Annotated in this window: 29 protein-coding genes and 1 pseudogene; 8 read left to right on the top strand and 22 right to left on the bottom strand. The window is 67.4% G+C overall.

The window, feature by feature from the left end; translation table 11 throughout:
- Positions 1-138: 138 nt before the first annotated feature.
- Positions 139-477 (bottom strand): hypothetical protein, encoded by a 339-nt coding sequence (locus H5965_RS29610; protein ID WP_310973760.1) that lies wholly within the window; start codon positions 475-477, stop codon positions 139-141.
- A 280-nt stretch (positions 478-757) separates the two neighbouring features.
- Between H5965_RS29610 and H5965_RS29605 the strand changes: the two genes are divergently transcribed.
- Positions 758-1429 (top strand): GntR family transcriptional regulator, encoded by a 672-nt coding sequence (locus H5965_RS29605; protein ID WP_310973758.1) that lies wholly within the window; start codon positions 758-760, stop codon positions 1427-1429.
- A 53-nt stretch (positions 1430-1482) separates the two neighbouring features.
- On the opposite strand, the gene H5965_RS29600 is transcribed toward H5965_RS29605, so the two are convergent.
- Together H5965_RS29600 and H5965_RS29595 are read right to left on the bottom strand one after the other, a co-directional pair.
- Positions 1483-2319, bottom strand: a complete 837-nt coding sequence (locus H5965_RS29600; RefSeq protein WP_310973756.1) for a hypothetical protein — start codon at positions 2317-2319, stop codon at positions 1483-1485.
- A gap of 459 nt (positions 2320-2778) precedes the next feature.
- On the bottom strand, positions 2779-3246 hold the full coding sequence (locus tag H5965_RS29595; protein ID WP_310973754.1) for a hypothetical protein: 468 nt from the start codon (positions 3244-3246) through the stop codon (positions 2779-2781).
- Positions 3247-3863: 617 nt separating this feature from the next.
- Here H5965_RS29595 and H5965_RS29590 point away from each other — a divergent pair.
- Complete coding sequence (locus tag H5965_RS29590) at positions 3864-4565, top strand: hypothetical protein (RefSeq protein ID WP_310973753.1); 702 nt, start codon at positions 3864-3866, stop codon at positions 4563-4565.
- A 164-nt stretch (positions 4566-4729) separates the two neighbouring features.
- Here the strand turns inward: H5965_RS29590 and H5965_RS29585 are convergent, their stop codons facing one another.
- Positions 4730-4894, bottom strand: coding sequence for a hypothetical protein (locus H5965_RS29585; protein ID WP_310973752.1), 165 nt, complete (start codon positions 4892-4894; stop codon positions 4730-4732).
- A 48-nt stretch (positions 4895-4942) separates the two neighbouring features.
- Between H5965_RS29585 and H5965_RS29580 the strand changes: the two genes are divergently transcribed.
- Entirely contained in the window at positions 4943-6076 is a 1134-nt protein-coding gene (locus H5965_RS29580; RefSeq protein WP_310973751.1) for a hypothetical protein, read from the top strand.
- 392 nt (positions 6077-6468) lie between these two features.
- On the opposite strand, the gene H5965_RS46215 is transcribed toward H5965_RS29580, so the two are convergent.
- Positions 6469-6693, bottom strand: coding sequence for a pyridoxamine 5'-phosphate oxidase family protein (locus H5965_RS46215; protein ID WP_396136958.1), 225 nt, complete (start codon positions 6691-6693; stop codon positions 6469-6471).
- A gap of 57 nt (positions 6694-6750) precedes the next feature.
- On the opposite strand from H5965_RS46215, the gene H5965_RS29575 reads away from it, so the two are divergent.
- Positions 6751-6876, top strand: a complete 126-nt coding sequence (locus tag H5965_RS29575) for a hypothetical protein (RefSeq protein WP_310973750.1) — start codon at positions 6751-6753, stop codon at positions 6874-6876.
- Positions 6877-7124: 248 nt separating this feature from the next.
- Here H5965_RS29575 and H5965_RS29570 read toward each other — a convergent pair whose 3' ends face one another.
- From H5965_RS29570 to H5965_RS29535, 8 genes are all read right to left on the bottom strand, one after another.
- The gene (locus H5965_RS29570) at positions 7125-7661 is read right to left on the bottom strand and encodes a hypothetical protein (RefSeq protein WP_310973748.1); all 537 of its coding nucleotides are present in this window, start codon (positions 7659-7661) and stop codon (positions 7125-7127) included.
- Between the two features lie 6 nt (positions 7662-7667).
- Positions 7668-8891: an XRE family transcriptional regulator gene (locus tag H5965_RS29565; RefSeq protein WP_310973746.1), complete on the bottom strand. Its 1224-nt coding sequence runs from the start codon at positions 8889-8891 to the stop codon at positions 7668-7670.
- Positions 8848-10221 carry a 7-cyano-7-deazaguanine synthase gene (locus H5965_RS29560; RefSeq protein ID WP_310973744.1) on the bottom strand — a complete coding sequence of 458 codons (1374 nt, stop codon included), beginning with the start codon at positions 10219-10221 and terminating at the stop codon, positions 8848-8850. Before H5965_RS29560 ends, H5965_RS29565 begins: the two co-directional genes overlap by 44 nt.
- The gene (locus tag H5965_RS29555; RefSeq protein WP_310973743.1) at positions 10218-10802 is read right to left on the bottom strand and encodes a hypothetical protein; all 585 of its coding nucleotides are present in this window, start codon (positions 10800-10802) and stop codon (positions 10218-10220) included. The genes H5965_RS29560 and H5965_RS29555 overlap by 4 nt, the downstream gene beginning before the upstream one ends.
- Before the next feature lie 151 nt (positions 10803-10953).
- On the bottom strand, positions 10954-11577 hold the full coding sequence (locus tag H5965_RS29550) for a three-helix bundle dimerization domain-containing protein (protein WP_310973741.1): 624 nt from the start codon (positions 11575-11577) through the stop codon (positions 10954-10956).
- 24 nt (positions 11578-11601) lie between these two features.
- The gene (locus H5965_RS29545; protein ID WP_310973740.1) at positions 11602-12324 is read right to left on the bottom strand and encodes an MIP/aquaporin family protein; all 723 of its coding nucleotides are present in this window, start codon (positions 12322-12324) and stop codon (positions 11602-11604) included.
- Between the two features lie 34 nt (positions 12325-12358).
- Complete coding sequence (locus H5965_RS29540) at positions 12359-13018, bottom strand: arsenate reductase ArsC (protein WP_310973738.1); 660 nt, start codon at positions 13016-13018, stop codon at positions 12359-12361.
- On the bottom strand, positions 13011-13703 hold the full coding sequence (locus tag H5965_RS29535) for a helix-turn-helix domain-containing protein (protein ID WP_310973736.1): 693 nt from the start codon (positions 13701-13703) through the stop codon (positions 13011-13013). The genes H5965_RS29540 and H5965_RS29535 overlap by 8 nt, the downstream gene beginning before the upstream one ends.
- Before the next feature lie 18 nt (positions 13704-13721).
- Here H5965_RS29535 and H5965_RS29530 point away from each other — a divergent pair.
- From H5965_RS29530 to H5965_RS29520, 3 genes and pseudogenes are all read left to right on the top strand, one after another.
- Positions 13722-14366 (top strand): annotated as a pseudogene (locus tag H5965_RS29530) (FAD/NAD(P)-binding oxidoreductase); the annotation flags it as partial.
- A gap of 19 nt (positions 14367-14385) precedes the next feature.
- The gene (gene arsB, locus H5965_RS29525; RefSeq protein ID WP_396136957.1) at positions 14386-15510 is read left to right on the top strand and encodes an ACR3 family arsenite efflux transporter; all 1125 of its coding nucleotides are present in this window, start codon (positions 14386-14388) and stop codon (positions 15508-15510) included.
- A complete protein-coding gene (locus H5965_RS29520; protein ID WP_310973733.1) occupies positions 15510-16559 on the top strand; it encodes an ArsO family NAD(P)H-dependent flavin-containing monooxygenase in 1050 nt (349 codons plus the stop codon). The genes arsB and H5965_RS29520 overlap by 1 nt, the downstream gene beginning before the upstream one ends.
- Before the next feature lie 10 nt (positions 16560-16569).
- Here H5965_RS29520 and H5965_RS29515 read toward each other — a convergent pair whose 3' ends face one another.
- From H5965_RS29515 to H5965_RS29500, 4 genes are all read right to left on the bottom strand, one after another.
- On the bottom strand, positions 16570-17106 hold the full coding sequence (locus H5965_RS29515) for a hypothetical protein (protein ID WP_310973731.1): 537 nt from the start codon (positions 17104-17106) through the stop codon (positions 16570-16572).
- Positions 17107-17439: 333 nt separating this feature from the next.
- A complete protein-coding gene (locus H5965_RS29510) occupies positions 17440-17928 on the bottom strand; it encodes a M28 family peptidase (protein ID WP_310974188.1) in 489 nt (162 codons plus the stop codon).
- 664 nt (positions 17929-18592) lie between these two features.
- Entirely contained in the window at positions 18593-18811 is a 219-nt protein-coding gene (locus H5965_RS29505) for a hypothetical protein (protein WP_310973729.1), read from the bottom strand.
- Positions 18812-18838: 27 nt separating this feature from the next.
- The gene (locus H5965_RS29500; RefSeq protein WP_310973727.1) at positions 18839-18988 is read right to left on the bottom strand and encodes a hypothetical protein; all 150 of its coding nucleotides are present in this window, start codon (positions 18986-18988) and stop codon (positions 18839-18841) included.
- A 112-nt stretch (positions 18989-19100) separates the two neighbouring features.
- On the opposite strand from H5965_RS29500, the gene H5965_RS29495 reads away from it, so the two are divergent.
- Positions 19101-19439, top strand: coding sequence for a metalloregulator ArsR/SmtB family transcription factor (locus tag H5965_RS29495; RefSeq protein ID WP_310973726.1), 339 nt, complete (start codon positions 19101-19103; stop codon positions 19437-19439).
- Between the two features lie 10 nt (positions 19440-19449).
- Here the strand turns inward: H5965_RS29495 and H5965_RS29490 are convergent, their stop codons facing one another.
- The 5 genes from H5965_RS29490 to H5965_RS29470 all read right to left on the bottom strand — a co-directional run bounded on the left by H5965_RS29490 (position 19450) and on the right by H5965_RS29470 (position 25044).
- Positions 19450-20718, bottom strand: coding sequence for a hypothetical protein (locus H5965_RS29490; protein WP_310973725.1), 1269 nt, complete (start codon positions 20716-20718; stop codon positions 19450-19452).
- Positions 20719-20828: 110 nt separating this feature from the next.
- Positions 20829-21350: a DinB family protein gene (locus tag H5965_RS29485; RefSeq protein ID WP_310973723.1), complete on the bottom strand. Its 522-nt coding sequence runs from the start codon at positions 21348-21350 to the stop codon at positions 20829-20831.
- Between the two features lie 79 nt (positions 21351-21429).
- Positions 21430-22506, bottom strand: coding sequence for an NAD(P)-binding domain-containing protein (locus H5965_RS29480; RefSeq protein WP_310973721.1), 1077 nt, complete (start codon positions 22504-22506; stop codon positions 21430-21432).
- A complete protein-coding gene (locus H5965_RS29475; RefSeq protein WP_310973719.1) occupies positions 22503-23723 on the bottom strand; it encodes an MFS transporter in 1221 nt (406 codons plus the stop codon). Before H5965_RS29475 ends, H5965_RS29480 begins: the two co-directional genes overlap by 4 nt.
- Before the next feature lie 4 nt (positions 23724-23727).
- The gene (locus tag H5965_RS29470) at positions 23728-25044 is read right to left on the bottom strand and encodes an NAD(P)-binding domain-containing protein (protein WP_310973717.1); all 1317 of its coding nucleotides are present in this window, start codon (positions 25042-25044) and stop codon (positions 23728-23730) included.
- Between the last annotated feature and the right edge of the window lie 42 nt (positions 25045-25086).

The following is a 25086-nucleotide window of genomic DNA, read 5'->3' as shown; positions in this document are numbered from 1 at the left end:
CCGGCGAAATGGGGCCGGAAATCACCGTCGCGTAGCCGTGACAGGCGTGATTTGGGCATGGTTGGGCTCACTATTTATTTGTCAATGAACAGGGAATTACGTGCCCGAACGGGCGGAAATGGTGCTAGCGGGTGGTGATCAGAGGACCGGCTTCATGCCGGCAGCGCCCCAGGCGACACCCGACACGGTCTCGCCCCGCTCGTTCTTGAACGAGTACGGCGTCACCCGCGGGTCAATCAGCTCCACCCGGGTCATCTCGTCCTCGGAGAAGCCCTCGCCCGGGTCGGAGTCCAGCGTCACTCGGATCTCCTCGCCCTTCTGGCCCTTGGCCTTCACCATCAGCGCCACCGTGTACTTCGTGACGCCGTCCCGGTCGGTCACGACGGTGTCGACGCCGTTCTCCTTGCGCGTCTTCATCTCCGGGTTCTCCGAGACGGTGAGGCGGTAGCCCGCGAGGTTCACCGGGATGTTCTTCATGTCGACCTCCGTTGGTTGGCGTTGCCTTGCATCAACCAACGTATACGCAGCTACGTATACGCACAAGTCTTGCGTATACGTAAGCTGCCTGATTCACTCGTTCGGGCTAGTGGCTGCCGGGTTGACCTGCGAAAATGTGGTCAACGACGATGAAGCTCGCTGGACGACGCGTGAGGCCGGCGCCGCGACCGCGGGAGAGTGTCACCGCCGCTCGCTTGCGTATACGAAGTTGGGTATACTTTACGTGACCAGGAGTGCTGTCGAGTTCGAGGAAGGGATCATGACTGTGGCCGAGCCGGCATACGTCGTCATTGCAGGTGAGTACGCGCGTCGCATTCGGATGGGAGAACTTCCGGCGGGTACCCAGTTGCCGAGCTATGCGGAGATCGCTGAGCAAAACGGTGTTTCGGACATTGTCGTCCGGAAGGCGGTCGAACTCCTGCAGAATCAGGGACTCGTTCGCTCCGTGCGTCGCCGTGGCGTTTTCGTCGCTAGTCGGACGAACTTGGTGCGGATCTCGCCTGAGCGACAAATGCAGGACCCGGAGACCACATTCGGAAACGAATCCGAGCAGGATGTCCGAGTCGAACGCGATTTCGAACAGGTTGCGGCACCTGTCGAGACGGCCGAAATTCTCGGATTGGAACCGGGTCGAGAAGTTTCGCGGATCGTTACCCGCGCTTCCGAAGGTGGGCGCCCCATCTCAATCTCTGACACCTACCAGCCTGTAGGTGTCGAGGGAATATCGACGGCAAAAGTTCTTGAAGAGACGATCGCGGACCGAATTCCGTCGGCTGACCATGCAGAGTGGTTGCGAGTGAACTCGGGCGAATTGGTCAAGTCGGTTCACCAACGCTTCATTGACGCTGACGGGGGAGTCGTCATGGTTTCGGATGTCTCATACCCGCGCGACCGCTACGAAGCGTTCGTGTTTCGAATGACTCTGGACTGATAGTGAACGCAGAGTGCGATCGAGGGTGGCGCCAGTGCCGCCCTCGGTTGCACCTAGGACCTTACCCAGTGCTGGGCGACATCCTTCAAGTTCCACCACGAAACAAATTTTGGATCCTGGGACGCGAGCGTCCATCGCTTTGATAATAGCTCAAAGAACTGGTCATCGCCGGTCTTTCCGCCCCGTGGTTCGCCTATAAAGATAACCTCGGTACCTCCGGATTTCTCAAAGTCTATGAGGCACTCAGAAGCCATCTTATTTCCCCATCCCGGTGGCCAGCAAAGGAAAAGAGCTCTATCTTTAATATCCTCTTTTCGGCGGGCAAAGTCTTCCAGACTTCCGACGTCGTACCATGCGTCTCGCTGTCCGCGGACAGCCGGGAATGAAGGGTTCTGAACGGCGCCCGGAGGGTCGACGTCGTACGCCTCCACTGCCAGGCCTTGTCGAGCGAGCTGGGCAGCCCAGTATCCCCTGCCAGCGCCAAGCTCGATCAACGGACGCCCGGACGTGGCCGCGGCTACCCATCGGAGGGTCTCAGGCGAGGGAAGCGCGTATGCGTAGGCGGCCTGCAAGATCATCGCCGCGTAACCGAGCCTGCTGCTGCCCTCTGCTCGACCACCGTTGACGACTCGGCGCCCTTCGCTCTCGAACACGAAGGGTTCGACGATGTCCCAGTACGGGTTCGTACTGATGGACGCGTCAGCAGTCATGTAGTGGACGAATCGAAGATCGAAAGCCGCATCCATCCGCTGGTCACCCGTACCCTGCAGGCGAGGTGCCGCGTCGAGGTAGTCGGCCACCTTCGGGTACTCGGAGCGAAGCCGTTGCTCGTCATCGAGCAGGGTTGCTAGCTCGTCGCGTCGCTCAGTCGTCAGCTCCAGTCTGCTCACCCTTCCGATCTTGGTGATCGCCCTGCCGGCCTGCAAGCCCGGGCGCGACTGAACCTGCGTGTTCAGAGTTTCCTTACTTGTTCAAGGCGGCCCCGCCGGGGGCCGCTGAGCACGGTGTTTGACCCGCGGGCAAGCCCCGCCGGGGCGTGCGGGCTGGCGCCCGGTCCCCGGCGGTCGCCCGCGGAAAAGCAGCCCAGCGACCACTCGCCGGCGGGGCCGCCAGACCGTAGGGGAGAAGGTGTCCTCGCCGGACGGGCAGGTCTCCGAGATGGCCGGTCGGCGAGCACCGGTTGCGTCCGTGAGCGGCCTGTCGCCACCTCGTCGACCTCCCGGAGGGCTATCGCACCGCGTCAAGGGGGCGACTCCTGAGGACGCGCTCAGCCGGGCGAAAGGGCCCCCTTGACCCGGTGCGATCGGGCGTTGCCAGGTCGACGAGATGGCGAAGAGGCCACCCACTAGTTAGTGGGGCACCTCTTCAGGCTGGAGTGGCATCCCAACGCCATGAATCAGCCATCCGCCGTGTTCAGGCCTATGGACGAGCGTAGCTACGGCCCGAACCATCAGCACCATGTCACCACCCTGGACTTGGTAGGTGACGCCATCGTGATCAGTGACGTACTTGGCGTAAACCACCGCTGGGTCATCCGAGGGCGACACCCGAGACGTCATGCCGCAGCCCTCAAGCGCCTCTGCGGCGTCACGGAAATCGCCCCACGCCGGCAGGCTCTCGGGTGTCACAACTGCGCGCAGGACGTCCACGAGAGGGCCTTCCGGACCGTGCAAGGCTGTGATGAATATCCGGGCAATCGCGATCGGGTTCTCGGGGTCCATCGGTCCCATGTCGGCCTCTGCGGCCTCGTAGTCAGTGGACGCAACAAGCCGAGGACGATCCGGATCATTAGCACTCGAAGTGATCGATCTCTCCAAGGTGGTGCACCTTCGTTCTGCGACCTCGAACACCAAACGAAGCCAAGCCTTGATGCCCGGCAACGCAGCCTTGTACGGTCGCAGAGCACGCCAATGCACTGGACCCCGGCCGAAGGGTGCTGACCCCCGGTCGGGGTCTTCCTGTCGCGAGTCAAGCGTAACCGCCCGCACCGACAAGTTCGGGCACTGACACCACATGTAGTGTCATGTGAACATCAACAGGACTATTTGTAGCGCTTGCGTCGCTCACTGCAATGACGGTTATCGAAACCTGGGCTGCCTAGTCGGCAGGGCGCTCAAGATCAAGTGTCCCACATTCGCCCCACTATTGACGACGAAAGACGACCGACTTTCGCTAGTAAGGAGCGTTTGCGATCGCTAACCCGACAGGTAGTAGTCAACTTCGATCAACGACGACCGATGGTCGACAACCATGCCTGCAAATCGACGCAGTGCGGGTTCGAGTCCCGTCGGGGGCACCACGCAGACCATCATCACCCTGATCGGCCTCGGCTGACCGGCACGCTGGTCATCGAAGGCACGTACGACCTCTCGTCGATGCGCGGGAGGTCGTGATGGGTACCTCCGCTGGCGTAACCAGGTTCGTAACCACGGTGATGGGTATCGTCATCGGGCTGACCTTCCTCTTCGGTTTCGGAAACGTCCTGGCCCTGGCCTTGCGGATCGGCGTCCCGGTCTACGTCGCACCGCTGGTGGCGCCGGCGGTCGACCTGACAGTCCTGGGTCTGCTGGTGGGCACGAGGTATCTCGCCATGCATGGCGCTTCGGATCTGCAGCTGCTGCCGGCCCGGCGGTTGTTGCTGGCAGCCAGCGTCGTCACGCTCGCGCTCAACGTTGCTGAACCTGTTTGCACTGGCCAGTGGGGCAAGGCGGCGTTCGACGCGGTCGGTCCACTTCTTTTGATCGGTTGGGCTGAGGTTGGGCCCGGGTTGCTTCGTGGCCTGCAGGTTGCGGGCGCCAGAGCGGATGTGCCTACAGAGTGCGGAAGGGAGATGGCCGCGGCGGGCAACGAACAGGGGATGCCCGTGCAGCATCACGTCGACTCGCCGAGGCAGACGACTCCAGAGCCACGTCTCGTGGCGATCGGGAATGAGTTGGAGCGTGCACGAGCCCTCAACGCCGCTCATTGGACAAGGCACAAGCGGCCGATCTCGGCAGATACCCTGCGCCGCGAGCTCAGGATCGGCGCCACGAAGGCCCGGCGCTTGTGCGCGGTCCTCCGGAAGGAATTGGCAGAAGCCTGCGATCTGGCGTTGGTCCTCGACACGAAGCCACTCGCTGATATGGCTCAGATGTAGACCGCGTACCTGCCCTGCGGTTGAACTTCCGTGGCAAGCAGTGCAACTGGCGGAGTCCGAGGTGTCTTCGCCGAGGACAGGGCGCAAACGCTTGCAGAGCTGATTGCACCCTGTCCTACAGCGAAAGTGCCGGCCTTGGGCTCGCCGAGCCAGCACGAGGTCCGCTACTTGATGCCCGGCATCACCCCGTTCATCCAGACGATGACCGTCGTCGAGAGGAGGCAGACGGTCACCAGCAGCCGCCTCGTCGCGACCACCACCGTCCGCACGGCGTTCAGCACGGTGCAGGTCTTCTTCGCCCACCGGGCGACTCGCTTGTCGAAGGACATGACCCCAGCATCCATTTGAATTATCGGTACCCCATACAATCAAAAGCCGTGGTCACAGAGCTGAAGGTGCGCGAACTCCTGAACAAGCGCTTACGTGGCGCGGTCGACGACGACATCTGGGCCTACCTGCAGGACGAGGGACGCGTCCAAGACCTTCAAGCCCTCGATGGCGATGAACTGGCGGAGGAGGTGAAGGCGGTCGCCGCGGTCGTCAGGTCCCTGCGGAGGCACTTCCCTCTCGGTTCACCAGCGGGCTCGTCCGAACCGGGCCGGGTGGTGCCGCCCTCGGGGCGGAAGTCTGCCGACGTCGGCGACCGGTCCACCGCCTTCGCGCTGGCGTTGAGCGAGAACGTTGCCGCGCGGGCCGACCGGGACCGGGTGACCGCCGAGTTCAGGCGCGTCCACTTGCCCGACGGGCTTCTCACGCTGGACCAGATCGAAGCGTGGGTGGCAGAGCGGGTGCAGGAACAACCCGAGCAGAAGGCGATAGCTCGTATTGCTGTCCCGGAAGGATGGGACGGCAAGGAACCGTTGCCGTCCGCCGGCGCCTCCGTGTTCGTCGAGAGGCTCGCTTACGTCGCGGGTGGCTACGACACGGTTCGCGAAGTCGTTGTGGCACCAGGAGGAGTGCTCGATCGGCTGCGTCGGTTGGCGACTGGTCTGGCGATCTCGCATGGTTGGGAACCGTCTCAAGCGGCTACCTGGGTTCTCACCGGCGTCACCCCGCTGATCGGACTTATTCGCATCACCGAAGGAGCCCACAACGTTCGGGAAAGCAACTGGACGGCTTGGTCGGAGCGCATCACCCTCGATGTACACCCGGCCGCCGGGCCCGAGGAGGTGGCTGATGCATACCGCGCGGCGCGGAAACGACTGGACGCAAGGCGGACCGAAGGTCAATACCGCGCGAGGTCACAAGGAATCGCGCAACTCGTATTGGCTCGGTTCGTCGCTCGCCGGCGCGCACAGCCGACCCCGACTCCCTGGAGCACATTGCGGGCCGAGTGGAACGCCTGGATCGTCGAGCAGGAGGGCTACGAGGACCTGAAGTCGTATTCCTTCGACAGTGTTTTCCGCCGGGATGCCCAAGTCGCGTGCGCGCGGGTACTCTACCGCGGTTACTACGCAGGGCGTGGAGCGGCGACAGCCGCGGCAAACGACGACATGTCAGGCCTAGTGTAACGCCGGGGAACTGCTGAGGACCCGACCAACGGCATCAGGGAACACAGCAGGGACAACGAGTTTCAGCGCCTCCCCGCTTCAGCGGCGCCGGGTGACCGCCGTGTCATCTCGATGGCAGCCCTTCGGACATCGCCATCGTGGATCTCGATGCGCCGGTCGATCCGGTCCTCCGCCCACGTTCTCGTGTCGACCAGACGACTTTGATCGAGTAGAGGCGATGCGGTGCGGGTACCAGGAGCTTGCTGGGCGGTAGCGACCACTCGTCGCGTTGGCGGGTGTCCGGGAACACGTTCTCGTAGAACAACTCGCGGTACTGGTCGACCTTGTCGAGCCCGACTTCCGTGCAGCGGCCAGTGAACTGGGCGCCGTCGACGGCGGTGAACTGGTTTCCCTCAGCTGTGAAGAGCGAAGCTGACGTCCGGGTTTGCCGTGATGTTCCTGCTGTGCCTCGAATCGACGGCGGAACCGAAGATGAATCGAAGCGGTGAATCCTGCCAGGCGTATTGCAGGACAGCCGCCCACGGATGGCCGTCGGGTGAGCTGATCGTCAAGGTCAGGTAGCGCGCCCGGTCCAGGAGCGTTGTGCTGCGCGCGGTCAACGTCGTACTTCCGGTCATAGTCGGACCCCCACGTCCGTCGATCAGCGGTGACGCTGGAAAACGGGATGCCGATCCGTGCACGGCTGGAGCGATCGCGTGCTCGCCGATGCGGTTGCCCTGTTGTCCCTGAACCAGCTCACCGGCAGCTTCAACCTGCTGGCGGGCCTGGGGGTGACCGACGCCGAGACGCAGGTCGCTTGATACACTTACCCCATATGGGTATCGACGCCTGTCGAATGCAGAGTGTCGCTGGTGATTGACTCGCGGGTGGCGACTGTCCGACGAGTACGGCATATGAGAAATCGCTCGCCTCGACGACGGCCTTATCTCCGCCGAGACGCTGAGGCGTGAGATGGAGGCGGGTGCGGCCTCTTCTCATGGCTGTGCGCCATCGTGCGTTCCGAGACGGCGCCCAGCAAGTAGGTGGCCGCCAGCTCCGGCGTTGTGGTTCAGGAGCCAAGGTGGATTGCTTGCTGCCACCAGGCGAAGTTTTCGTCGGTGTGGCGGGGAATGTAGCTCGCGTCGTTTCGCACCCGTTGGAGAAGTTCGGCGACGTGCGGTGGTGTCAGGTTTGCGATTCCTGCGTACCTGCGCAGGATTGACGTGGTGCCTATGGGGATGGTGAGACCTACCTCGACGGCGACTCGCCGGGCTTTTCGGTCATCTGTGGCCATGGGGAGTGAGCGGGATTTTGCGATCGCGATGGTGGCGGCTTCACCGTCATCAATGTCTCGTGCCAGCTGTACGTAGTCGTCGATCTCCGCGTCCACGAGGGACAACACGTCGGCGAACGCCATCGTCGTGGCTTCGGTGCCTTGGCGCCGAACAGCGATCTTGTCGTCGGCGATGTCTAGACATTCACATTCTGTCGCAGCTTGCCTTGCCATCAGGAAGTGTATTTCGAGCGCTTCCGCGATGCTCTCGGAGTGGTTGGTCGCCAGGAGATTGATCGCGATACATGCATCCAGAAGTAGCGGGTTCCGCACCGGGTGTCACTCCACGCTGTCCAGGAGATCAACGATCTGAGGCTGACCGTCGTCGCCGACGTCGGGTGTGGATGTGAGGTTGAGGAACTCCTTACGTGCGTCGACGACGCTCATGTCGAGGTATTTAGCGAATTGGGTCTCGGTGATTTCGCCGTCGATGAACAGTTGGGTGGCGAGAGTGCGGTAGTGGTAGGGCAGGGGTGCGCCGCTGTCTGGGAAAGGCGACAGATTGAGCAGGTCGGCGGCGGCGCGAGGCTGGAAGTTGTGGTCCTTCAGTCGGTCCCAGGTCCCAGGTTTGATGAGTTCGAGGTCTTCGAGTCGCAGGCACAGCGCCTGTACTGAAACGCGGTAGGTGTGGGCGAGTTGCACTAGTGTCGCCGGTGTAGCCTTTCCGCCGGTGTCTTGTTTGAGTTCATGGAAGCGACGGACGATGCCGTTGCGCGGCATCAGGAAGTTGCCGGCAAAGGCCTCGGCGAGGCGTTCGGTGTCGTTGATGCGTCCGGCGCCGAGCCGGGTGATCTCCGGCCTGTCCCTTGATGCAAGGTAATGGGCGTATTCGTGAGCCATTGTCCATCGGCGTCGTTGCGGCGGGTGGTTTCGGTTCACGCCAACGCATCCGCCCAGCGGCTCAACCTGGATGAACAGGCCCGCGATCTTGGACGGGAGATCGAGGAAGAAGATCCGCAGGCCGACCTCCACCTCGAGGACTTCGCGTAGCTGCTGGATCGGTCCATCGCCGAGGCCAAGCCGGTTGCGTTCCTCGTTCGCAAGCGCTTCTCCGGCTTGTTCAGGTCCGAGGTAGTCGTTGGGCCTGACCGCGGGCGGCCTGCCGGGCAGCCTGACCTGTGAACGGCGCAGGAGGTCGAGGTAGTTGTCCGCGAAAAGTTCAAGCTCGTCAACTGCGTCCGCGAGGTCACCTTCGTTCGGACTTGTCATCAAGCCTGTTCGGAACTTGGCTCGGATCGACGCCGGCGGTTGCGACGGGCGAAGCAGAGTTGCGACGTCCTGGCGATACAGCTCTGCGAGCTTGACGAGTTCGGCCGGGCTGACTGGACGAGTGCCCTTCTCCATCGAGATCAGGGTCGGGCGACTAATGCCCAGCTCGGCTGCGGCCTGAGCTTGAGTCAGCTTCGCTGACTCCCGCGCGCCGCGGATCCGCGTGGCCACGGCCTCGCCCGAATCGTGCTTATCCACTGTGATACCCATCGTTCGCGTGCTGACGGCGGTCACCTAACCAATCGCCGACGCGCAAACCTAGCGAGTCGATGAAGGCTGGCCACTCGCGGGTGTAGGTTGCAAACATGCTGGTCAGCGTGCCGGGTGGAACGAACTGCCTGGCGTGGACCAGCTGCGGGAACTCGTTGACCAGCGCCGCCCAAGGGGCATCGGTATCCAGGCAGGCCGACATTCGCGAGGCTTGCCACAGCATCGCCACGAGCTGTTTGGTGCTTGCGCTCGCGTCCTTTCGGTAGGTCAGGTGTTCATCGAGCAGCGGGTATCGGGAAGCGGCGACAGCCTGTCGGCGAAGCAGGCACGACGTGCACACCCCACACCGCGGATGACCTTTCACTCGGGTCGCGAAGCTGGTGTCGCAGGACACGCTCTTCGCTACGGCGCCAACCGACTCCGGCGGAACGGTGGACAGGACCTCGGCTTTGGTCATGCCGATGAACGGGTTGTGGATCTCAAAGCTCCTACCTGTGAGCTTGCCCAGCAACGCCTCCATTGCCGCTGTGGTCCGAGGGTGGGCTGATCGTGTGGCTTGGGCACCGAGTTGTGAACGTATGTAAGGCAGGTTGACCGCGCCGATTCCGTTCTCGCAGAACCACAAACGTTCGGTTCCCAGCGTCAGTGCGGTTGCTGCACCGACGGCGAGGAAGACCAGCCCACGAGAGCGTTGCGACGACTCGGAGGTGCCTGACGGTCCGGTAAGGCTGCGCTTCAGGTTGATCTTGAACCTGACGTGGAGGGACTCGTCTGCCCCCTCCGGTAGCCGACATAGCACCTCGCGCTGAACGCCGGCCATGTGGTTGTTGGTCACGACGCTCACCGGTAGTAAGGGGCGGGTTCGACCGTGGACGGCCAGTCCGGCAGACGAGTCCAGCCCTCCGGAAAACAGGACGGGCTCGATGCCGTGCGGCAGGATCCCCATCAAGTAGCCCTGTCCCGAGGACAGGCCTTGGCCGGCGGATTGGACGAACGAACAGTCCCAGTGATCGTCTGTCAGCCATTCGAGGAGTGCGTGAAGCTCGCCCTTGGCTTGTGTCCACCGGTCGGGTTCTCTTACGGGAAACTCCGCTCTGATCTCACGAGCCCAGTCGCTTCCGCTGTCATAGCCGCGGTAGCGCGGCCGTGGCACCATCCGATCGATCGCGTAGACGGACGCGGCAAAGTCGAGAAGATCGGCAGCTAGCGTCGGCAGGTGGCGGGATAGCAGGTTGACGGCTCCGACACAGTCCAAGCGCGCATCCGAGCCGAATCGGACGCAGTGCTCGTCAGGAGCAGCATCGGACCAGTACCTGACTACGGCGTCGGAGGGTGTCACGTCGACAGTCTTCACAGGTCGTCCAATCCCGTGACGATCAGCTCCCCGAGGGGCTTTGCTGTCATTCGGCGTCGCGGTGCAACCAGGCCTTCGCCTGATGGGTGCTTGATGAACCGGCCACGCAGAGCGGCCATCGGTGGTGAGCTGGGCAAGATGGTGAACAGGTTCCGCAGCTGGGCCATGGTGTAGCCGTTGGCGACGAGCGTTGGCAGCATCTGGTCCAACCCGGCTTCGGCAATGCGGGTCAGGAACCGTTCGGCTGCCAACTCGGTGGCCGCCACCGGTGAGACGAGCTTCAAGTCGCGCTGCATTGCCTCAACCAATGTCGGCGCGACCTCGTCGAGCAATCGGCCGAGGACGCTCCCAGGAGTGCCAGGACGAGTTGCAGTGATCTCGCCGCCACCACTTGCTGCATGCCGCACTCGGTCCACAACATCGGCGAACTCGGGGATGCCGCCGGAGGCGCGAATCGAGTTGGCGACCGCTGCGGCCAGCGCGTCTTCGACCTTGATCGAGGAGGCGTGCGCCTTCAGCAAGTTGGCGACCTTGCGCCACTTGCCGCCGACCCGCCACGCCAAGTAGTCACCGTCCGGCATCACACCTCCTGACATGTTGACATCGATGGTGCGCGTTCGAAGTCGAGATTGTCAAGAAGTAAGATTCACGGAGGTGGGCGCGCGTCGCTGTCACCACTCGCGGCATGATGCCGAGGCGGCCGACCACGTCGTGGCCTGGGCGCTGGCGCCCTTATTGCCCGAGCTCGGTCAGGAGCGCTTGCACATGGTGGTCGATGTCGTCGCGGATGGCCCGGATGCGGTCCAGTGGCTGGTCGGCGGGGTCGTCGATGGACCAGTCCTCGTATCGGCGGCCCGGCAGAATGGGGCAGTGTTCGCCGCAGCCCATGGTGACGACGACGTCCGCGGCGGCGAGGACTTCGTTGGTGAGCGGCTTGGGGAATTCCTCGGCGAGTGACAGCCCGGTTTCGGTCATGATCTGTTCGACTTCGGGGTAGATCGCTTCGTGGGGGTTGGAGCCGCCGGTGCGGATGTGGACGCGGGTGCCGGCGTGGTGGCGGGCCAGGGCGGCGGCCATCTGGGAGCGGCCGGCGTTGCCCACGCAGACGAAGAGGATCTCGGGCACGCGTTTGGCGATCGTGCCTTCGGCTTGGGCGAGGGCGTCGAGGCGTTGGACGGTGAGTTTCTCGGCGAGGGTGGGGAGGAAGACGGTGACGCGGGCGGTTTCGGCGAGTCGGTCGTAGCTGTCGTGGAAGAGGGTGTCGATGCGGTCGCGGTCGAACAGCCCGTCGTAGCGGTAGGCGAGCTGGTTGACGATGCGGTCGGCTCCGGTGTCCCGGTCGATGCGCTGGTGCACGGGGTGCCTCCTCGTTGAGGCGGGTCAGCGGCTGGCGGACGCGGCTGGGTGGGGCAGGACCACGTCGACGGCCTGGGCGGCGGTGACGCCGGGGTAGAGGGCGCGGACGAGCAGCAGGGCGAGCCCGCCGCCGACGACCTGAGCTCCCAGGAACAGCGGCACCGAGGCCGGGGCGATGCCGGCGAAGGTGTCGCTGAACATGCGACCGATCGTGATCGCGGGGTTGGCGAAACTGGTGGAGCTGGTGAACCAGTACGCGGCGCCGATGTAGGCGCCGACCGCGGCCGGGGCCCGCTCGGCGCGGCCCGAGCGGACGAGGGAAAAGATCATCAAGATCAGGCCGACGGTCGCGACGACTTCCGACAAGCCATGCGCGGCCGTGGCGCGATGGGTGGTGCTGATGGAAACCGCGCTGGCGGAGAACATCAGGTTCGCCAGGACCGCGCCGCCGACGCAGCCGGCGACCTGAGCGGGCAGGTAGGCGAGGGCGTGCCGCCACGACAGCCCGCCGAACGCGGCGTCGACGAAGGACACGACGGGGTTGAAGTGCGCGCCGCTGATCGGCCCGAACATCAGGATGAGCGCAAACAGTCCGGCCGCGGTGGCGGCGGCGTTTTCGGTCAGCTGCAGACCGGTGTCGGCGGGGGAGAGGCGTTGCGCGGCGATTCCGGATCCGATCACCAGCGCGGCGAGCAGCAGGCTGCCCAGGAATTCGGCGGCAAGCTTGCGGGGCAACGGCTGATCCATGCGGTACTCCTCGGCAGGCAGTGGTCGTCGTGGATCAGGCGAGGGCGGGCACGCCGAGCTCGTCGAGCAGGCCGCGGACGCGGCGTTCGATCTCGTCGCGCACCGGGCGGACGTCGTCGACGCTCTTGCCCGCCGGGTCTTCGAGCTCCCAGTCCAGGTACCGCTTGCCGGGGAAGATCGGGCAGGCGTCGCCGCAGCCCATGGTGATCACGACGTCGGCGGCGCGGACGATCTCGTCGGTCCAGGGCTTCGGGAACTCGGTGGCGATGTTGATGCCGCGTTCGTGCATCGCGGCGATCGCCGAGGGGTTGATCTCGTGGCCGGGTTCGGAGCCGCCGGACCAGGCGAGTGCCTGGTCACCGGCGAGGTGCTGGAAGAACCCCATGGCCATCTGGCTGCGTCCGGCGTTGTGCACGCACAGGAACAGCACGGTCGGCTTGCTGTCGTGGTGGCCTTCGACCTTGGCCAGTGCGTGCAGGCGCTGGCGGGCGAATCGCTCGGCCAGCAGGGGCAGGAAGTTGGGGATGGTGCTGTGGCCGGCGAACTGGTCGTAGCTGGAGTGCAGGAACTGCTCGATCGTCTCGGTGGCGAAGACTCCGTCGAACTCGCCGTGCAGGCGGGTCGCGGCGGTGCGCAGCGCCAGCTGCTGGTCGATGCTCAGGTCGCGAGGGGGTTCGTGCTGGGTGTCAGTCATCGGTCTGCGCTCCGGGGAGGTGGACGGCGGGGGTGAGTCGGGTGATCCGGTCGGCGAGGTCGGTGAAGGCCTGGTCGAACGCGTCGTCGGTGTCGGTGCGAGCGGGGTCGGGGACCGACCAGTGCAGCCGGTCGCCCGGCCCGAGTTCTTCGTGGGCGTTGTCGCACACCGCGACGATCAGGTCGTCTTCGTGCAGGACCTCCTCGACGCGGGAGGTGCGAGCCCGGGCCAGCGACAGGCCGCGGGCGCGGGCGATGGCGACCGCGCGGGGGTGGATCCGGGCGGCCGGGTGGGTGCCGGCGGAGGTCGCGGGCACCGGGCTCTGCTGTGCCCAGAGCGCGGCGGCCAGCTGGGAGCGGGCGGAGTTGTGGGTGCACACGAACACCACCCGCGGCGCCGATCGCGTTCCCGTGGGCCGCAGCCCGGTGAGGGAGTCCGGTCGCAGCTGCAGGTAGGTGCGGCGGCGATCGCCTTCGGAGCGGGACCGCTCCACCACTCCGGCCTGTTCCAGCAGCTTCAGGTGATGCGCCAGCAGGTTGCCCGGCAGGCCGAGGTCCTGGCCGAGCTCGGTCGGTGAGGCGTCACCGAGCACGAGGCGGTCCACGATCGCCAGGCGCGCGGGTTCGCCCAGGGCGGCATGCACCTGGGCGCGGGCCCGCAGCTCAGAACTCCACTCAACGTTCATTGACTCAATGATGGTTGAATGAATGTGCGGGTGTCAACCGGCGCCCGCCGGACGAAGGAGGACTTGGCCATGACCCGTGTGGTGGTGATCGGGGGCAGCGACGCCGGAATCAGCGCCGGCCTGCGCGTCCACGAGCTCGCTCCGGACGTGCGGCCGCTGCTGGTCGTCGCGGACGCCTACCCGAACTTCTCCATCTGCGGCATCCCCTACCACGTCTCCGGCGAGGTCTCCGACTGGCGCAGCCTCGCCCACCGCACCCGGGCCGACCTGGAGAACGCCGGGCTGGACCTGCGGCTGAACACCCGTGCGGTCGCCGTCGACCCGGACGCGCGGACCGTCACGGTCACGAGTGACCGCGGCCAGGAACAGCTGGCCTACGACCAGCTCGTCATCGGCACCGGCGCGGTCCCGATCCGCCCGCCGATCGAGGGGCTCGACCAGCTCGGTCCCGCCGATGGCGTGCATCTGCTGCACACCATGGACGACACCTTCGCCCTGACCGCCACCCTGAACCGCAGCCCACGCTCCGCGGTGGTCGTCGGCGCGGGCTACATCGGCCTGGAGATGGTCGAAGCGCTGCGCACCCGTGACATCGACGTCACCCTCGTCGAACAGCTCCTGCAGGTCCTGTCCACTGTGGACCCGGAACTCGGGTCGCTGGTCGCCGACGAGCTGCGCGCTCATGACGTCGACATCCGCACCGGCACGGTCCGTGACCGAGACCGCCGACAAGACCGCCACCCCGGCCGACGCCGACGTCCTGCACAGACTGTCCTTCCTGGACCGCTTCCTCCCGGTGTGGATCATCGCCGCGATGGCCGCCGGGCTCGGTCTCGGCAGCGTCATCCCCGGACTGCAGGGCGTGCTGGAGGCGGTGAAGATCGGGCAGGTGTCGCTGCCGATCGCGCTCGGCCTGCTGCTGATGATGTACCCGGTGCTGGCGAAGGTCCGCTACGACCGCCTTGACACCGTCACTCGCGACAAGCGCACCATGGTCCTGTCGCTCGTCTTGAACTGGATCCTTGGGCCCGCGCTGATGTTCGCGCTCGCGTGGCTGCTGCTGCCGGACCTGCCGGAGTACCGGACCGGGTTGATCATCGTCGGGCTGGCCCGCTGCATCGCCATGGTCATCATCTGGAACGACCTCGCCTGCGGCGACCGCGAAGCCGCCGCCGTGCTGGTCGCGCTCAACTCGGTCTTTCAGGTGATCATGTTCGGCGTGCTCGGCTGGTTCTACCTCGACCTGCTGCCCGGCTGGCTCGGCCTCGACACGACCAGCGTCTCCTTCTCGCCGTGGGAGATCGCACTGTCCGTGGTCATCTTCCTCGGCATCCCGCTGGCCGCGGGCTACCTGTCGCGGCGGATCGGCGAGCGCAGCAAGGGTCGCGACTGGTACGAGAGCAAGTTCCTGCCGAAGATCGGCCCGATCGCGCTCTACGGTCTCCTGTTCACGATCGTCGTGCTGTTCGCGCTGCAGGGCGAGACGATCACCTCGCAGCCGCTGCACGTCGCCCGCATCGCGCTGCCGCTGCTGGCCTACTTCGCGATCATGTGGGGCGGCGGCTACCTGCTCGGCAAGGCATCCGGACTGTCGTATGCGCGGACCACGACGCTGGCGTTCACCGCGGCGGGCAACAACTTCGAGCTCGCGATCGCGGTCGCGATCGGCGTGTTCGGCGTGACGTCGGGCCAGGCCCTGGCCGGAGTGGTCGGCCCGCTGATCGAGGTGCCGGTCCTCGTCGGGCTGGTGTACGTCAGCTTGTGGCTGCGCAAGCGGTGGGTCGAGAAGACCCCGCAACCGAAGTGATGTCCTCGACGCAGGTGGTCGTGGTCGGCGGCGGCCAGGCAGGACTGGCCGCCGGCTACTACCTCCGCCGCGCGGGCCTCGACTTCGTCATCCTCGACGCCCGGACCCAGCCCGGCGGCGCCTGGCTGCACGGCTGGGACTCGCTGCGGCTGTTCTCCCCGGCCCGGTTCAGCTCGCTGCCCGGCTGGCTGATGCCGCCGTATCGCGACGAGTGGTATCCGCCGGCCAGCCACGTCGTGGACTACCTCACCGCCTACGAGAAACGCTACGAGCTGCCCGTCCACCGCGGAGTCACCGTCACCGCGGTCGAGTCCAGCGGCGACGGCTTCACGGTCACCGCCGACACCGGCACCTGGACCGCGAAGGCCGTCATCAGCGCCACCGGGACCTGGTGGCGGCCGTTCCTGCCGCTGGTGCCCGGCTCCTTCGCCGGCCGTCAGCTGCACACCGTCGACTACCGCGGCCCCGGCGAGTTCGCCGGCCAGCGCGTGGTCGTGGTCGGCGGCGGAAACTCCGGCGCGCAGATCGCTGCGGACCTCACCGGCATCGCCGAGGTCGCCTGGGCGACACGCCGAGCACCGCGCTTCCTGCCCGACGAGGTCGACGGGCACGCGCTGTTCGACATCGCCACGCGCCGCCGTCAGGCTCTCGACCGCGGCGCCGCCGACCCTGGCGGGGTTGCCGGGCTCGGCGACATCGTCGCGGTGCCGCCGGTGCGTCGCGCTCGCGACGCCGGCGCGCTCAACGCCCGCCCGATGTTCACCCGGCTCACGCCCGAGGGACCGCTGTGGCCGGATGGCACTACGACCGAGGCGGACGTCGTCATCTGGTGCACCGGGTTCCGGCCCGAGCTCGGCCACCTCGCGCCGCTGAAGCTGCGCAGCACCGGCGGACACGTCCGGACCGAGGGCACCCGCGCCCTCGACGTGCCCGGGCTGCACCTCGTCGGCTACGGCGACTGGACCGGACCGGCCTCGGCCACCCTGATCGGCGTCGGCCGGACCGCCCGGGCCGCGGTCGCCGACATCGCCGCGCAGCTGCTGGGCTGATGGCACCGGTTCAGCGGAGGCCGGCGACGTACTCCTTGAGCTCCTGAGCCAGCACCGGCGAGGCATAGGTCTTCACCACGTCTTGCCGAGCTGGGCAGACGTCCAAGTCCGGGCAGACCAGCGGAATCATGACCCGCAGCGTCTTGTATAGCTGAGCATGCGGCAACGTGCCGAGGATCTGCTTGATGCCGAAGGCGGATGCCGCGCTGAGGACTTCGGCGAGGAACTTCGGGCAGCCGACCAAAACCAGGCCCGCCCGCAACGGCTGCTGCGCGTATTTGGCGTAAGTACCGGGATCGAGCCCTTTCGCCACGTTGTTGAGGCAGACGCAGAGCCCGTGTTTGCGGTAGCGGACAGGGGAAGTCCACGGGACCTTGTCGATGGCACGGTTGGCCAGCCGGGTGTAGAAACCGTTCTCATCGAAGACATAGGCCACGACGTCGCCGGCGATGTTCGAGGGATCCCGGCTCAATGACTCCTTGGCATGCTGGCGGCGGGTGGCCCTGCGGTCGAACTGCGGCGCGACGGCGCGAGCCGGTGGCGCCACAGGTGGGGGTGCCGCCGACGGTCGCGGTCGCGTGCTTCGCGGAACCGCGGGCGACGGGTTCCACGTCGGCCGGTGGACTGGTGTTCGAGCTGTAGAGCGTCGGGTGCGTGTCCGCTGGGCTCGGCGTGCGCATTCCCGTCCGGCTTCCGAATCCTTGAAGTGTCGCCGGTTGCAGTACTGGCATTCGTACTGACTTGCGGGGAGTTTTCGATGCCGCGCCATCCCATCCACGCTAGGAACCGCGACCTCGACGGTCACTCGGCTATTCCGGTCCCCGATAAGGCGTCTGCATCACACCCCGCGTTGTAATTCCTCCTTGTGAGTCAACGCAGATCATCCTCGTGAGTGGTTGGCCAACCCCATAACTGTGGCGACGACGAGCCGGGTCGCCGAGATCAGGGTGCCGGTCTCCACGCGATCGGGGGTCTCGGCCGGGGTCTGGTAGCCGGGCATTCCCATGCCGATCCCGACCGCGGCCAGCCCGGCCGCGGCGTAGCGGTGGTTGTCCGACGCCATCGCCCCGGCCCGCAGCGGCACGCCGGTCTCCCGGCCGGCCTGGTCGAGCGCGGCGAGCAGCCCGTGCGCCGGCCCGCCTGCTTCCACCGCGGCGGCGTCGCCGAGCTGGGCGGCGCCGTCGACGTTGAGCACGACCGTGCCGGCCGGGACGGTCGGTGCGTGATGGGCGGAGCCGCGGGCTCCGGCTTCCTCGGCGTCGAGGAACGTGACCGCCAAGCCGACGCCGTCCGGGAGCGTGCCGGCGAGCAGACGGGCAGCCTCGAGCACGACGGCGACGCCGGACGCGTTGTCCGCCGCGGCGGGCAGCCGCTGCTCCGGGTCGTCGCCGACGCCTCGAAGTGCGCGGTCAGCAGAATGTCAGGGCCGCCGCTCGTAGCGGTGCGCAGCTGCCCGTGCACGTTGGACCCGGTCACCTCGACGGTGCGCAGCGGCATCGATGCGCTGATCACCTGACCGGCGGCCAAGCGCTCGTGCAGCTCGGTGCGGACCGCGATGACCGGCAGATCGCCGGGCATGGGGCCGACGATCATCTTCGGCATCCACCCGGCTTCATCGGTTCCGCGCGGCACGAGCAGCCCGGCTGCGCCGTCGCGGGTAGCTCGCGCCGAAACCCCCAGGTCCGGCGCGAGCACCCAGCGATCGGTGAGCCGGCCGGCGTCGGCGGCCACCAGCTCGGCGGTGCGGGTTTCGGGCAGATTGGCCGACGCGAGGTGTTCGACGAAGTCCCGGCGGTGCACCAGCTGAAGGTCGCCCTGGTGAAGCTCGGGTGTCCGGTACAGCTCGCGCACGACGACGGGGAACTCGTCGGTCGTGACCGTCGCGCCGATCGCCTCCAGCTGTCCGGCGAGCCACGTGGCGGCCGCGTGGCCGCCCGGGGTGCCGACTCGGCGGCCGGTGAAGCGGTCCCCGGCCAGCGTGGTGACGGTGGACCGCAGACGACTACCGGAAAGCTCTGTCGCTGCCGTCGTGGTCATCCGCAGCAACCGGCGCCCTCGGCGACGGCGTCGGCTTTCGCGGCCGGATTGCAGCAGGCACCGGCGGCGGCTGCTGCCTCCGCGGTGCCGCAGCAGGTCGTGGTGGTCGCCGGGGTGACCATTGCGGGTGCGGTGCCGCAACAGCCGGTCGAGACGGGCGGGGTGAAGGCTTCGGCGGGGTCGCCGGCAAAACCGCCGGTCGTCTCAGTGCTCATCACGGATCTCCTTGCGAGGTCGAGGCGTCAGAAGCGGGAAGACAGCTGCAGCGCGCGGGTCCGGGCCTGGTCGAGCAGGGCGTTGGCGCGGCACTGACCGGTGCACACCTGCGCGCACGACTCGCAGAACTCGGTGATCGTCGAGGCGGAGAACAGCCTGCGGAGCAGCTTGATCATAACGGGCCTATCTAGATAGATGTCGAATCAGTGGCTCAAGTTTGCCCATGGATTAGATGGATGTCAATATAGATGGGTGACTAAACAGCAAGTCGGGCCAACATTGCTCCCGGTGATCACCCAAGGCTGCTGCGCGCCTTTGGCCGCCGAGGCTTTGACGGCTGACCAGGCGGTGGACCTGGCGAAGGCGTTCAAGGCGCTGGGCGACCCGGTGCGGTTGCGCCTGCTGTCGCTGATCACCTCGGCGGAAGGCGAAAGCTGCGTCTGCGATCTGACCGCAGCGTTCGACCTGAGCGGCCCGACGATCTCCCATCACCTGAAGGTGCTGCGCGAAGCAGGCCTGGTCACCAGCGAACGCCGCGGGACCTGGGTGTACTACCGGCCCAGGTCGGAGACCCTGAGCCAGCTGTCCGGCCTGCTCGCCACCCCGGGGCTCGCCTCGGTGTCTTGAGACTCGTCGGTCAGATCGCGCTGTCGGCGATGATGGTTCGTAGTTCTTCGATGACTTCGGGCGGCTGACCTTGATCGCCCCAGAGTGCCGTTGTGCTGGTGTTCCACAGCCTGCCGGGCACGCTCGTGGGCGTGAGCATGACGCCCAGAGTGCAGTGTTCCCAGTCTCCGACCGCGGTGCTGTAGTCGTGGTGCAGCACCTGCATCCGGAACATCAAGGCGTAGTTGGCTTCCTCGGAGAGCTTCGACGCCACGATGAACACCAGCGGGTCGAATTCGCCCGGGTTGGGGATCACCGTCCGGCTGTGGGTGAGCGTTCCGTCGCCCTGGTGCTGGGCGGCGGACTTCATGAACTGCACCAAGGTGCGGCCGAGCTCGCTGCGGTTGCCGACTGGTAGCCCGTCCAGCGCAGCGAGCATGAGCAGGCGATCCGTCTCCCGGGCTTCCGGGATCGGGGTGTTCGCCACGTCTTCCATGATCATCCGATAGAGGATGTGCGCGGCTCGGTCTTCGCGGCCTACTGGTTCGAGCGGGGCCCGGGCGGTCGAGGCGACCGTCGTCGGCTTCGCGTTGACGAGCGGAGCCACCGCCGGATCCACCGGATCAGGCGTGGCGGCCACGTCGGCCAGGGCGTACTCGTGGTAGCGGCGTGGCTCGTCGCCTAGCTCGACGACGTCGCCGCCTCGGGCCGCGCGCAGGAGGTAGGCGAGCACGAACCGCGTCGAGCGCAGGTGATCGAACAGGAACTCCCAGTCCCGGCGAAGCAGCACGATCGCCGGCACCTCGGTGGGCGCCGGAGGGGGTTGGAACCCGCGCGGCGGGTCGGTGTGGTCGACGATGACCACGGTCAGCCAGGTGTAGTCCTTGCCGTCCACGGGCACCGTGCGGCCGCGGGCGTTGGTCATGTTCGCGCTGGTCAGCTTCAGCTGACGCACGGTTCCGCTGCCCTGCTTCAGCCCCTTCTCGACGTTCTTGCGCAGCCAGGACAGCTCGCGGTCGGCGTTGTCGGTGGGATCGGTGCGGCTCTTTGACTGGATGACGGCTGCGTGGTCGCCGACGAGCAGCAGCCCGTCGCCGAGTTCGCGCACGCCGGATCCGACGCGCTGCTGTTCGGGCAGGAAGACAAAGTCCGGTAGGCCCCAGGTCGCTGCCGCGTCGCGGATGGCGTCCTCGGCCGCATGACCCTGGGTCTCGCCATCCGGCAACGGCGAGGCGTCCGGGATGCGGCGGATCGCGGTGCCGGCGTCGGTCTCGATCACCAGCGTCAGCGGTTCGGCCACGGTGCCTCCTTCTCCGTCCAAACCGGCATCGCATCACGAGCTCGCCATGTCCGCTACTGGATTCTCCCCGGGCGCGTGGAGTACCTGCGATGCCCTGAACGTCTGCGAGCTCAGCGCTCGGCGGGCAGGGTGAGCTGGGCTCGGTGGAAGTCGAAGTGCTGGGTCGGGAAGCGGTAGACGTCAGCCACGGTCATGTAGTCCTGGAAGAACGGGTCCCAGCGGGTCGGGTAGTGCATGCCCAGCGTCAGGTCAGCGTCCGTTTCCCGGTCGAGCCGGCGGTGCAGCTTCACGATGGTCCGGTCGAACATCGCGAGCATCCAGCTGCGCGGCATCGTCGTCCCGCCCAGCCAGGAACCGGCGAAGTTCACCACGTCGAACGGCTTGGTCCCGGCGTTGAGCAGCGACGCGTACCAGCGGCTCACCCCATCGGGCCGCCGCCCGAACCAGTGCACCAGCCGCAGCAAAGCCCGCATGATCAGGTAACCGAGCAGCATGTGGAACAACAACTGCCGGTTGTTCCACTTGGTGCCGGAACTCGCCCGGCGCAGGTCGTCTTCGCCGGCGGCGGCGAGAAGCGCGTGGAACTCCTGCCGCGCCCGCTCCAGCTCGTCGTGAACCTCCTGCTTGTCCACTCGGTCAGTGTTCTCTCCGGAAGACGGGCGTGGCCACGCCTGCTTCGTGATCGCTGCTGTTCCGAGACCCAAGAATGCGTCACCCCGCCGGTGCACAGCAGCGTCGCGTCACCGTGTTCGTGCTCAGCCGTGCGGTGACGTAGGTGGCGTCGCGGCCGACACCGCGCACGGTGGCCGACGCGAGGCTGCGTTGCCATTCCAGCCCCACATACCCGAGCCGGTCGACCACTGTGGACAGTCCACGTGAGTGCAGCGGGATGCCGTCCTCCGTCAAGGCGCCGAGGTCTTCGAGATAGGACAGTTCGGGTCGGAAGCCGGTGGCGAGGATGACGGCGTCGACGCGCTCGCGGCTGCCGTCGGGCCACCGCACCTGGTCGTCTTCGAGGCGGGTGAACATGTCGCGGCGGTCCGGGCTACCGGCGGCGAGGGCTTCGCGGTAGCGGCCGGAGTCGAGGACCGGCGACGCCGGTGTGCTGCGCAGCAGATGCCCGATCGGCAGGTGGTCGAAGCCGAGCGTGGCGGACCAAAAGTGCACGTCCCGGCCCAGCGGCCGTTGCGGCGCGAACTTCACCGGCGCACGGGTGGCGAGGCTGACGCGGGCGTGCGCGGCGAGCTCGACGGCGATCTGCACCGCCGAGTTCCCGGCGCCCACGACGATGACCCGCTGCCCGGTGAACGGGCCGGGTTCGCGGTAGTCGCTGCTGTGCAGCACGGTGCCGGTGAACTCGGCCAGCCCCGGCAGTGCGGGCCGGTGCGGGCGGCCGAATCCGCCGGTCGCGGCGATCAGGACCGGTGCCCGCACCGCCGTCTCGCCGGTGGCGTGCGCGGTGAAGCCGCCGCCGTCGCGGGTCACGGCGGTGACGCGGTGGCGGGTGCGGATGTCGACGTCGAGGTGGGCGGCGTAGTTGCGCAGGTAGTCCACGACCTCGTCGCGGTGTGGGTATCGGTCGGGATCGCCGGGGAAGGGCAGGCCGGGCAGGCTGCTGTAGCGGGCCGGGGAGAAGAGAGTGAGGCTGTCGTAGTAATGCGGCCACGACCCGACCGGCTCGGGCCCGGCTTCCAGCAGCACGGGAGCGAGGCCGCGGGTGCGGAGGGCGTGGGCGGCGGCGAGGCCGGCGTGGCCACCGCCCACGACGATCGCGTCGAAGTCGGTCATGACGTTCTCCCAGTAGGTATTCGAGGATTGCTGGCCAGCGCCAGCACGGCAGCCGCGGTGTTGACCGCGGCGAGGACGAGGAAGGCGTGGGCGTAGCCGCCCAGCAGCCCGGCGAGCGCGGCGCCCGCGAACGGGGCGAGCGCCATGGTGATCGTCATCGGCGCGGCCATCAGCCCGTTGAGGCGGCCGTAGTGGGTGGCGCCCCAGCGGTCGGTGATCGCCGTCGCTTGCAGCAAGGTGAAGACGCCGCGGGCCATCCCCGCCACGACCGCCGCGGCGATCAGCGCGCCCGTCGAGGACAGCACCGCCATCAACGCGGTCGTCACCGACGTGGCCAGCAGGATGATGCCCGTGCGAGCCCGGACGCTGGTGGTGCGCGAGAGCGCGCTGTAGCCGAGCCGGCCCAGCACCTGCCCGGCGCCGCCGAGCCCGAGCGCGACGGCGGCGATCCCGGGGCTGACGCCGCGTTCGGTCAGCAGCGGCACCAGGTTCACCACGACCGCGAACGCCGAGAACGTCGCCATACTCAACGCGATCATCAGCACCACGAACGCCCCGCTGCGGGCGATCCGCCGCGGGTCGTCGTGCTCGACGTGCACCGCCGGCTCGGCGTCCGGCCACGGCCCCCGCAAGCCCCACCAGTGCGCGGGGACCGTGACCGCCGCCAAGACGACGGCCAGCACCAGGTAGGTGTGGCGCCAGTCCAGATGCGCGGCCAGCAGCGCCGTCACCGGCGCGAACACCGTGCTCGCCAGACCCCCAGCCAGGGTGAGGACGGTCAGGGCCGAGATCCGGCGCGGCCCGTACCAGCGGGTCAGCGCCGCGAACGCCGGCGGATACAGCACCCCGCTCATCGCCGCCCCGGCCACCGCCCACGCGATGACGAACCACGCGAGGTTCGGCGCGGTCGCCACCGCGAGCACCGCCAGCACACCGAGCACCGAGCCGGTGGTCATCACCGCACGCGGCCCACGCCGGTCCAGCCACCGCCCGACCGGGATGCCCGCCACGGCGGTGACCAGCTGAGCGCCGGACAGCGCGGCGACCACCGCCGTGGTCGGCCAGCCGGTCGCGCGGGCGATGTCCGGGGCGAGTACGGGGAAGGCGTAGTAGAGGATTCCCCAGCTGGTGATCTGGGTGACGCACAGGATCGCGAGCACCCGGCGCAGCCCCGAGCTGCTCAGGGACTGCGCCGTGGTGCTCGTGGTCGCCGGCACCGGCTCAGTTCGACGCGGCGGGCGGCGCCGACAGCGTCAGCAGTTCGGGCTCGGCCGGGCCGCAGCAGCCGGACGCGCCGCTGTCGGGCTCGTCGAACAGGCCGGCGCCGCCGCAGACCCCGGTCTCGGCCATGATCAGCTCGACCCGGGCGGCGGCCTCGTGGTCACCGGCCAGCTCGGCGGCGATGCTGCGGACCTGCTCGTAGCCGGTCTGGGCGAGGAACGTCGGCGCGCGGCCGTAGCTCTTCATCCCGGCCAGGTAGAAGTTCTGCTCGGGGTGCGAGAGCTCCTTCGCGCCGTGCGGGTAGACGGTGCCGCAGGAGTGGACGTTCGGGTCGACCAGCGGCGCCAGCGCGACCGGCGCCTGCAGCGTCGGGTCCAGCTCCAGCCGGATCTCCGACAGCCACGACAGCTCGGGCCGGAACCCAGTCAGGGCGATCACCTCGTCGACATCCTCGAGCCGCCGGCCGTCCGCCGACATCAGCGCGATCGATCCGCCGGTGCGCTCGATCGCCTCGGTACGGAACCCGGTCACCACCGTGACCTGCCCGGCGTCCACGGCCTCCTTCGCACGCAGCCCGAGCGCGCCACGGGCCGGGAGCTGGTCGGCGTCACCGCCGCCGAAGGTGTTGCCGATCCCGCCGCGGCGCAGCACCCAGCTGATCCGCGTGTCCCCGCCGAGCCCGGCCAGCGCGACCAGCGCCGTCAGCGCGGAATGCCCGCTGCCCGCCACGACCATGTGCTTGCCCGCGTACCGGGCTCGCTCCGCCGCCAGGTCCGGCACCCGGTAGGAGATCCGGTCGGCCGCGGCGCGCTCGCCGATCGCGGGCAGACCTTCGCCGCCGAGCGGGTTCGGCGTCGTCCAGGTGCCTGAGGCGTCGATGACCGCGCGGGCCAGGACCCGCTCCTCGCCGGTGGCGGTGCGGACGTGCACGGAGAACGGCTCGCCGTCGCGGCCGCTGTCGACGATCCGGTCCCGGCCCCGCCGGGCCACCCCGATGACTTCGGCCCCGAGCCGCACTCGCTCGCCGAGGACGGCGGCCAGCGGACGCAGGTACGCCTCGGCCCATTCACGGCCGGTCGGGTAGGCGCTGCCGTCGGGCTGGACCCAGCCGGTCGGCTCCAGCAGCCGTGCGGCGGCTGGGTCGACCAGCTCCGACCACGGCGAGAACAGCCGGACGTGGTTCCACTCCGCCACCGCGGCCCCGGCCTGGGCGCCGCGTTCGAGCACCAGCGGCTCGAGGCCGCGTTCCAGCAGCTGCGCGGCCGCGGCCAGCCCCACCGGGCCGGCCCCCACGACGACAACGGGCAACTCGTCCATCCCCAGGTCCTTTCATCGACATTGCTTGATGAAGCGATGACG

Source organism: Amycolatopsis sp. 505 (assembly GCF_031625235.1).
Lineage (GTDB): Bacteria > Actinomycetota > Actinomycetes > Mycobacteriales > Pseudonocardiaceae > Amycolatopsis.
Note: the sequence above shows the minus strand (reverse complement) of the source record. Positions and strands in the feature narration are given on the sequence as shown.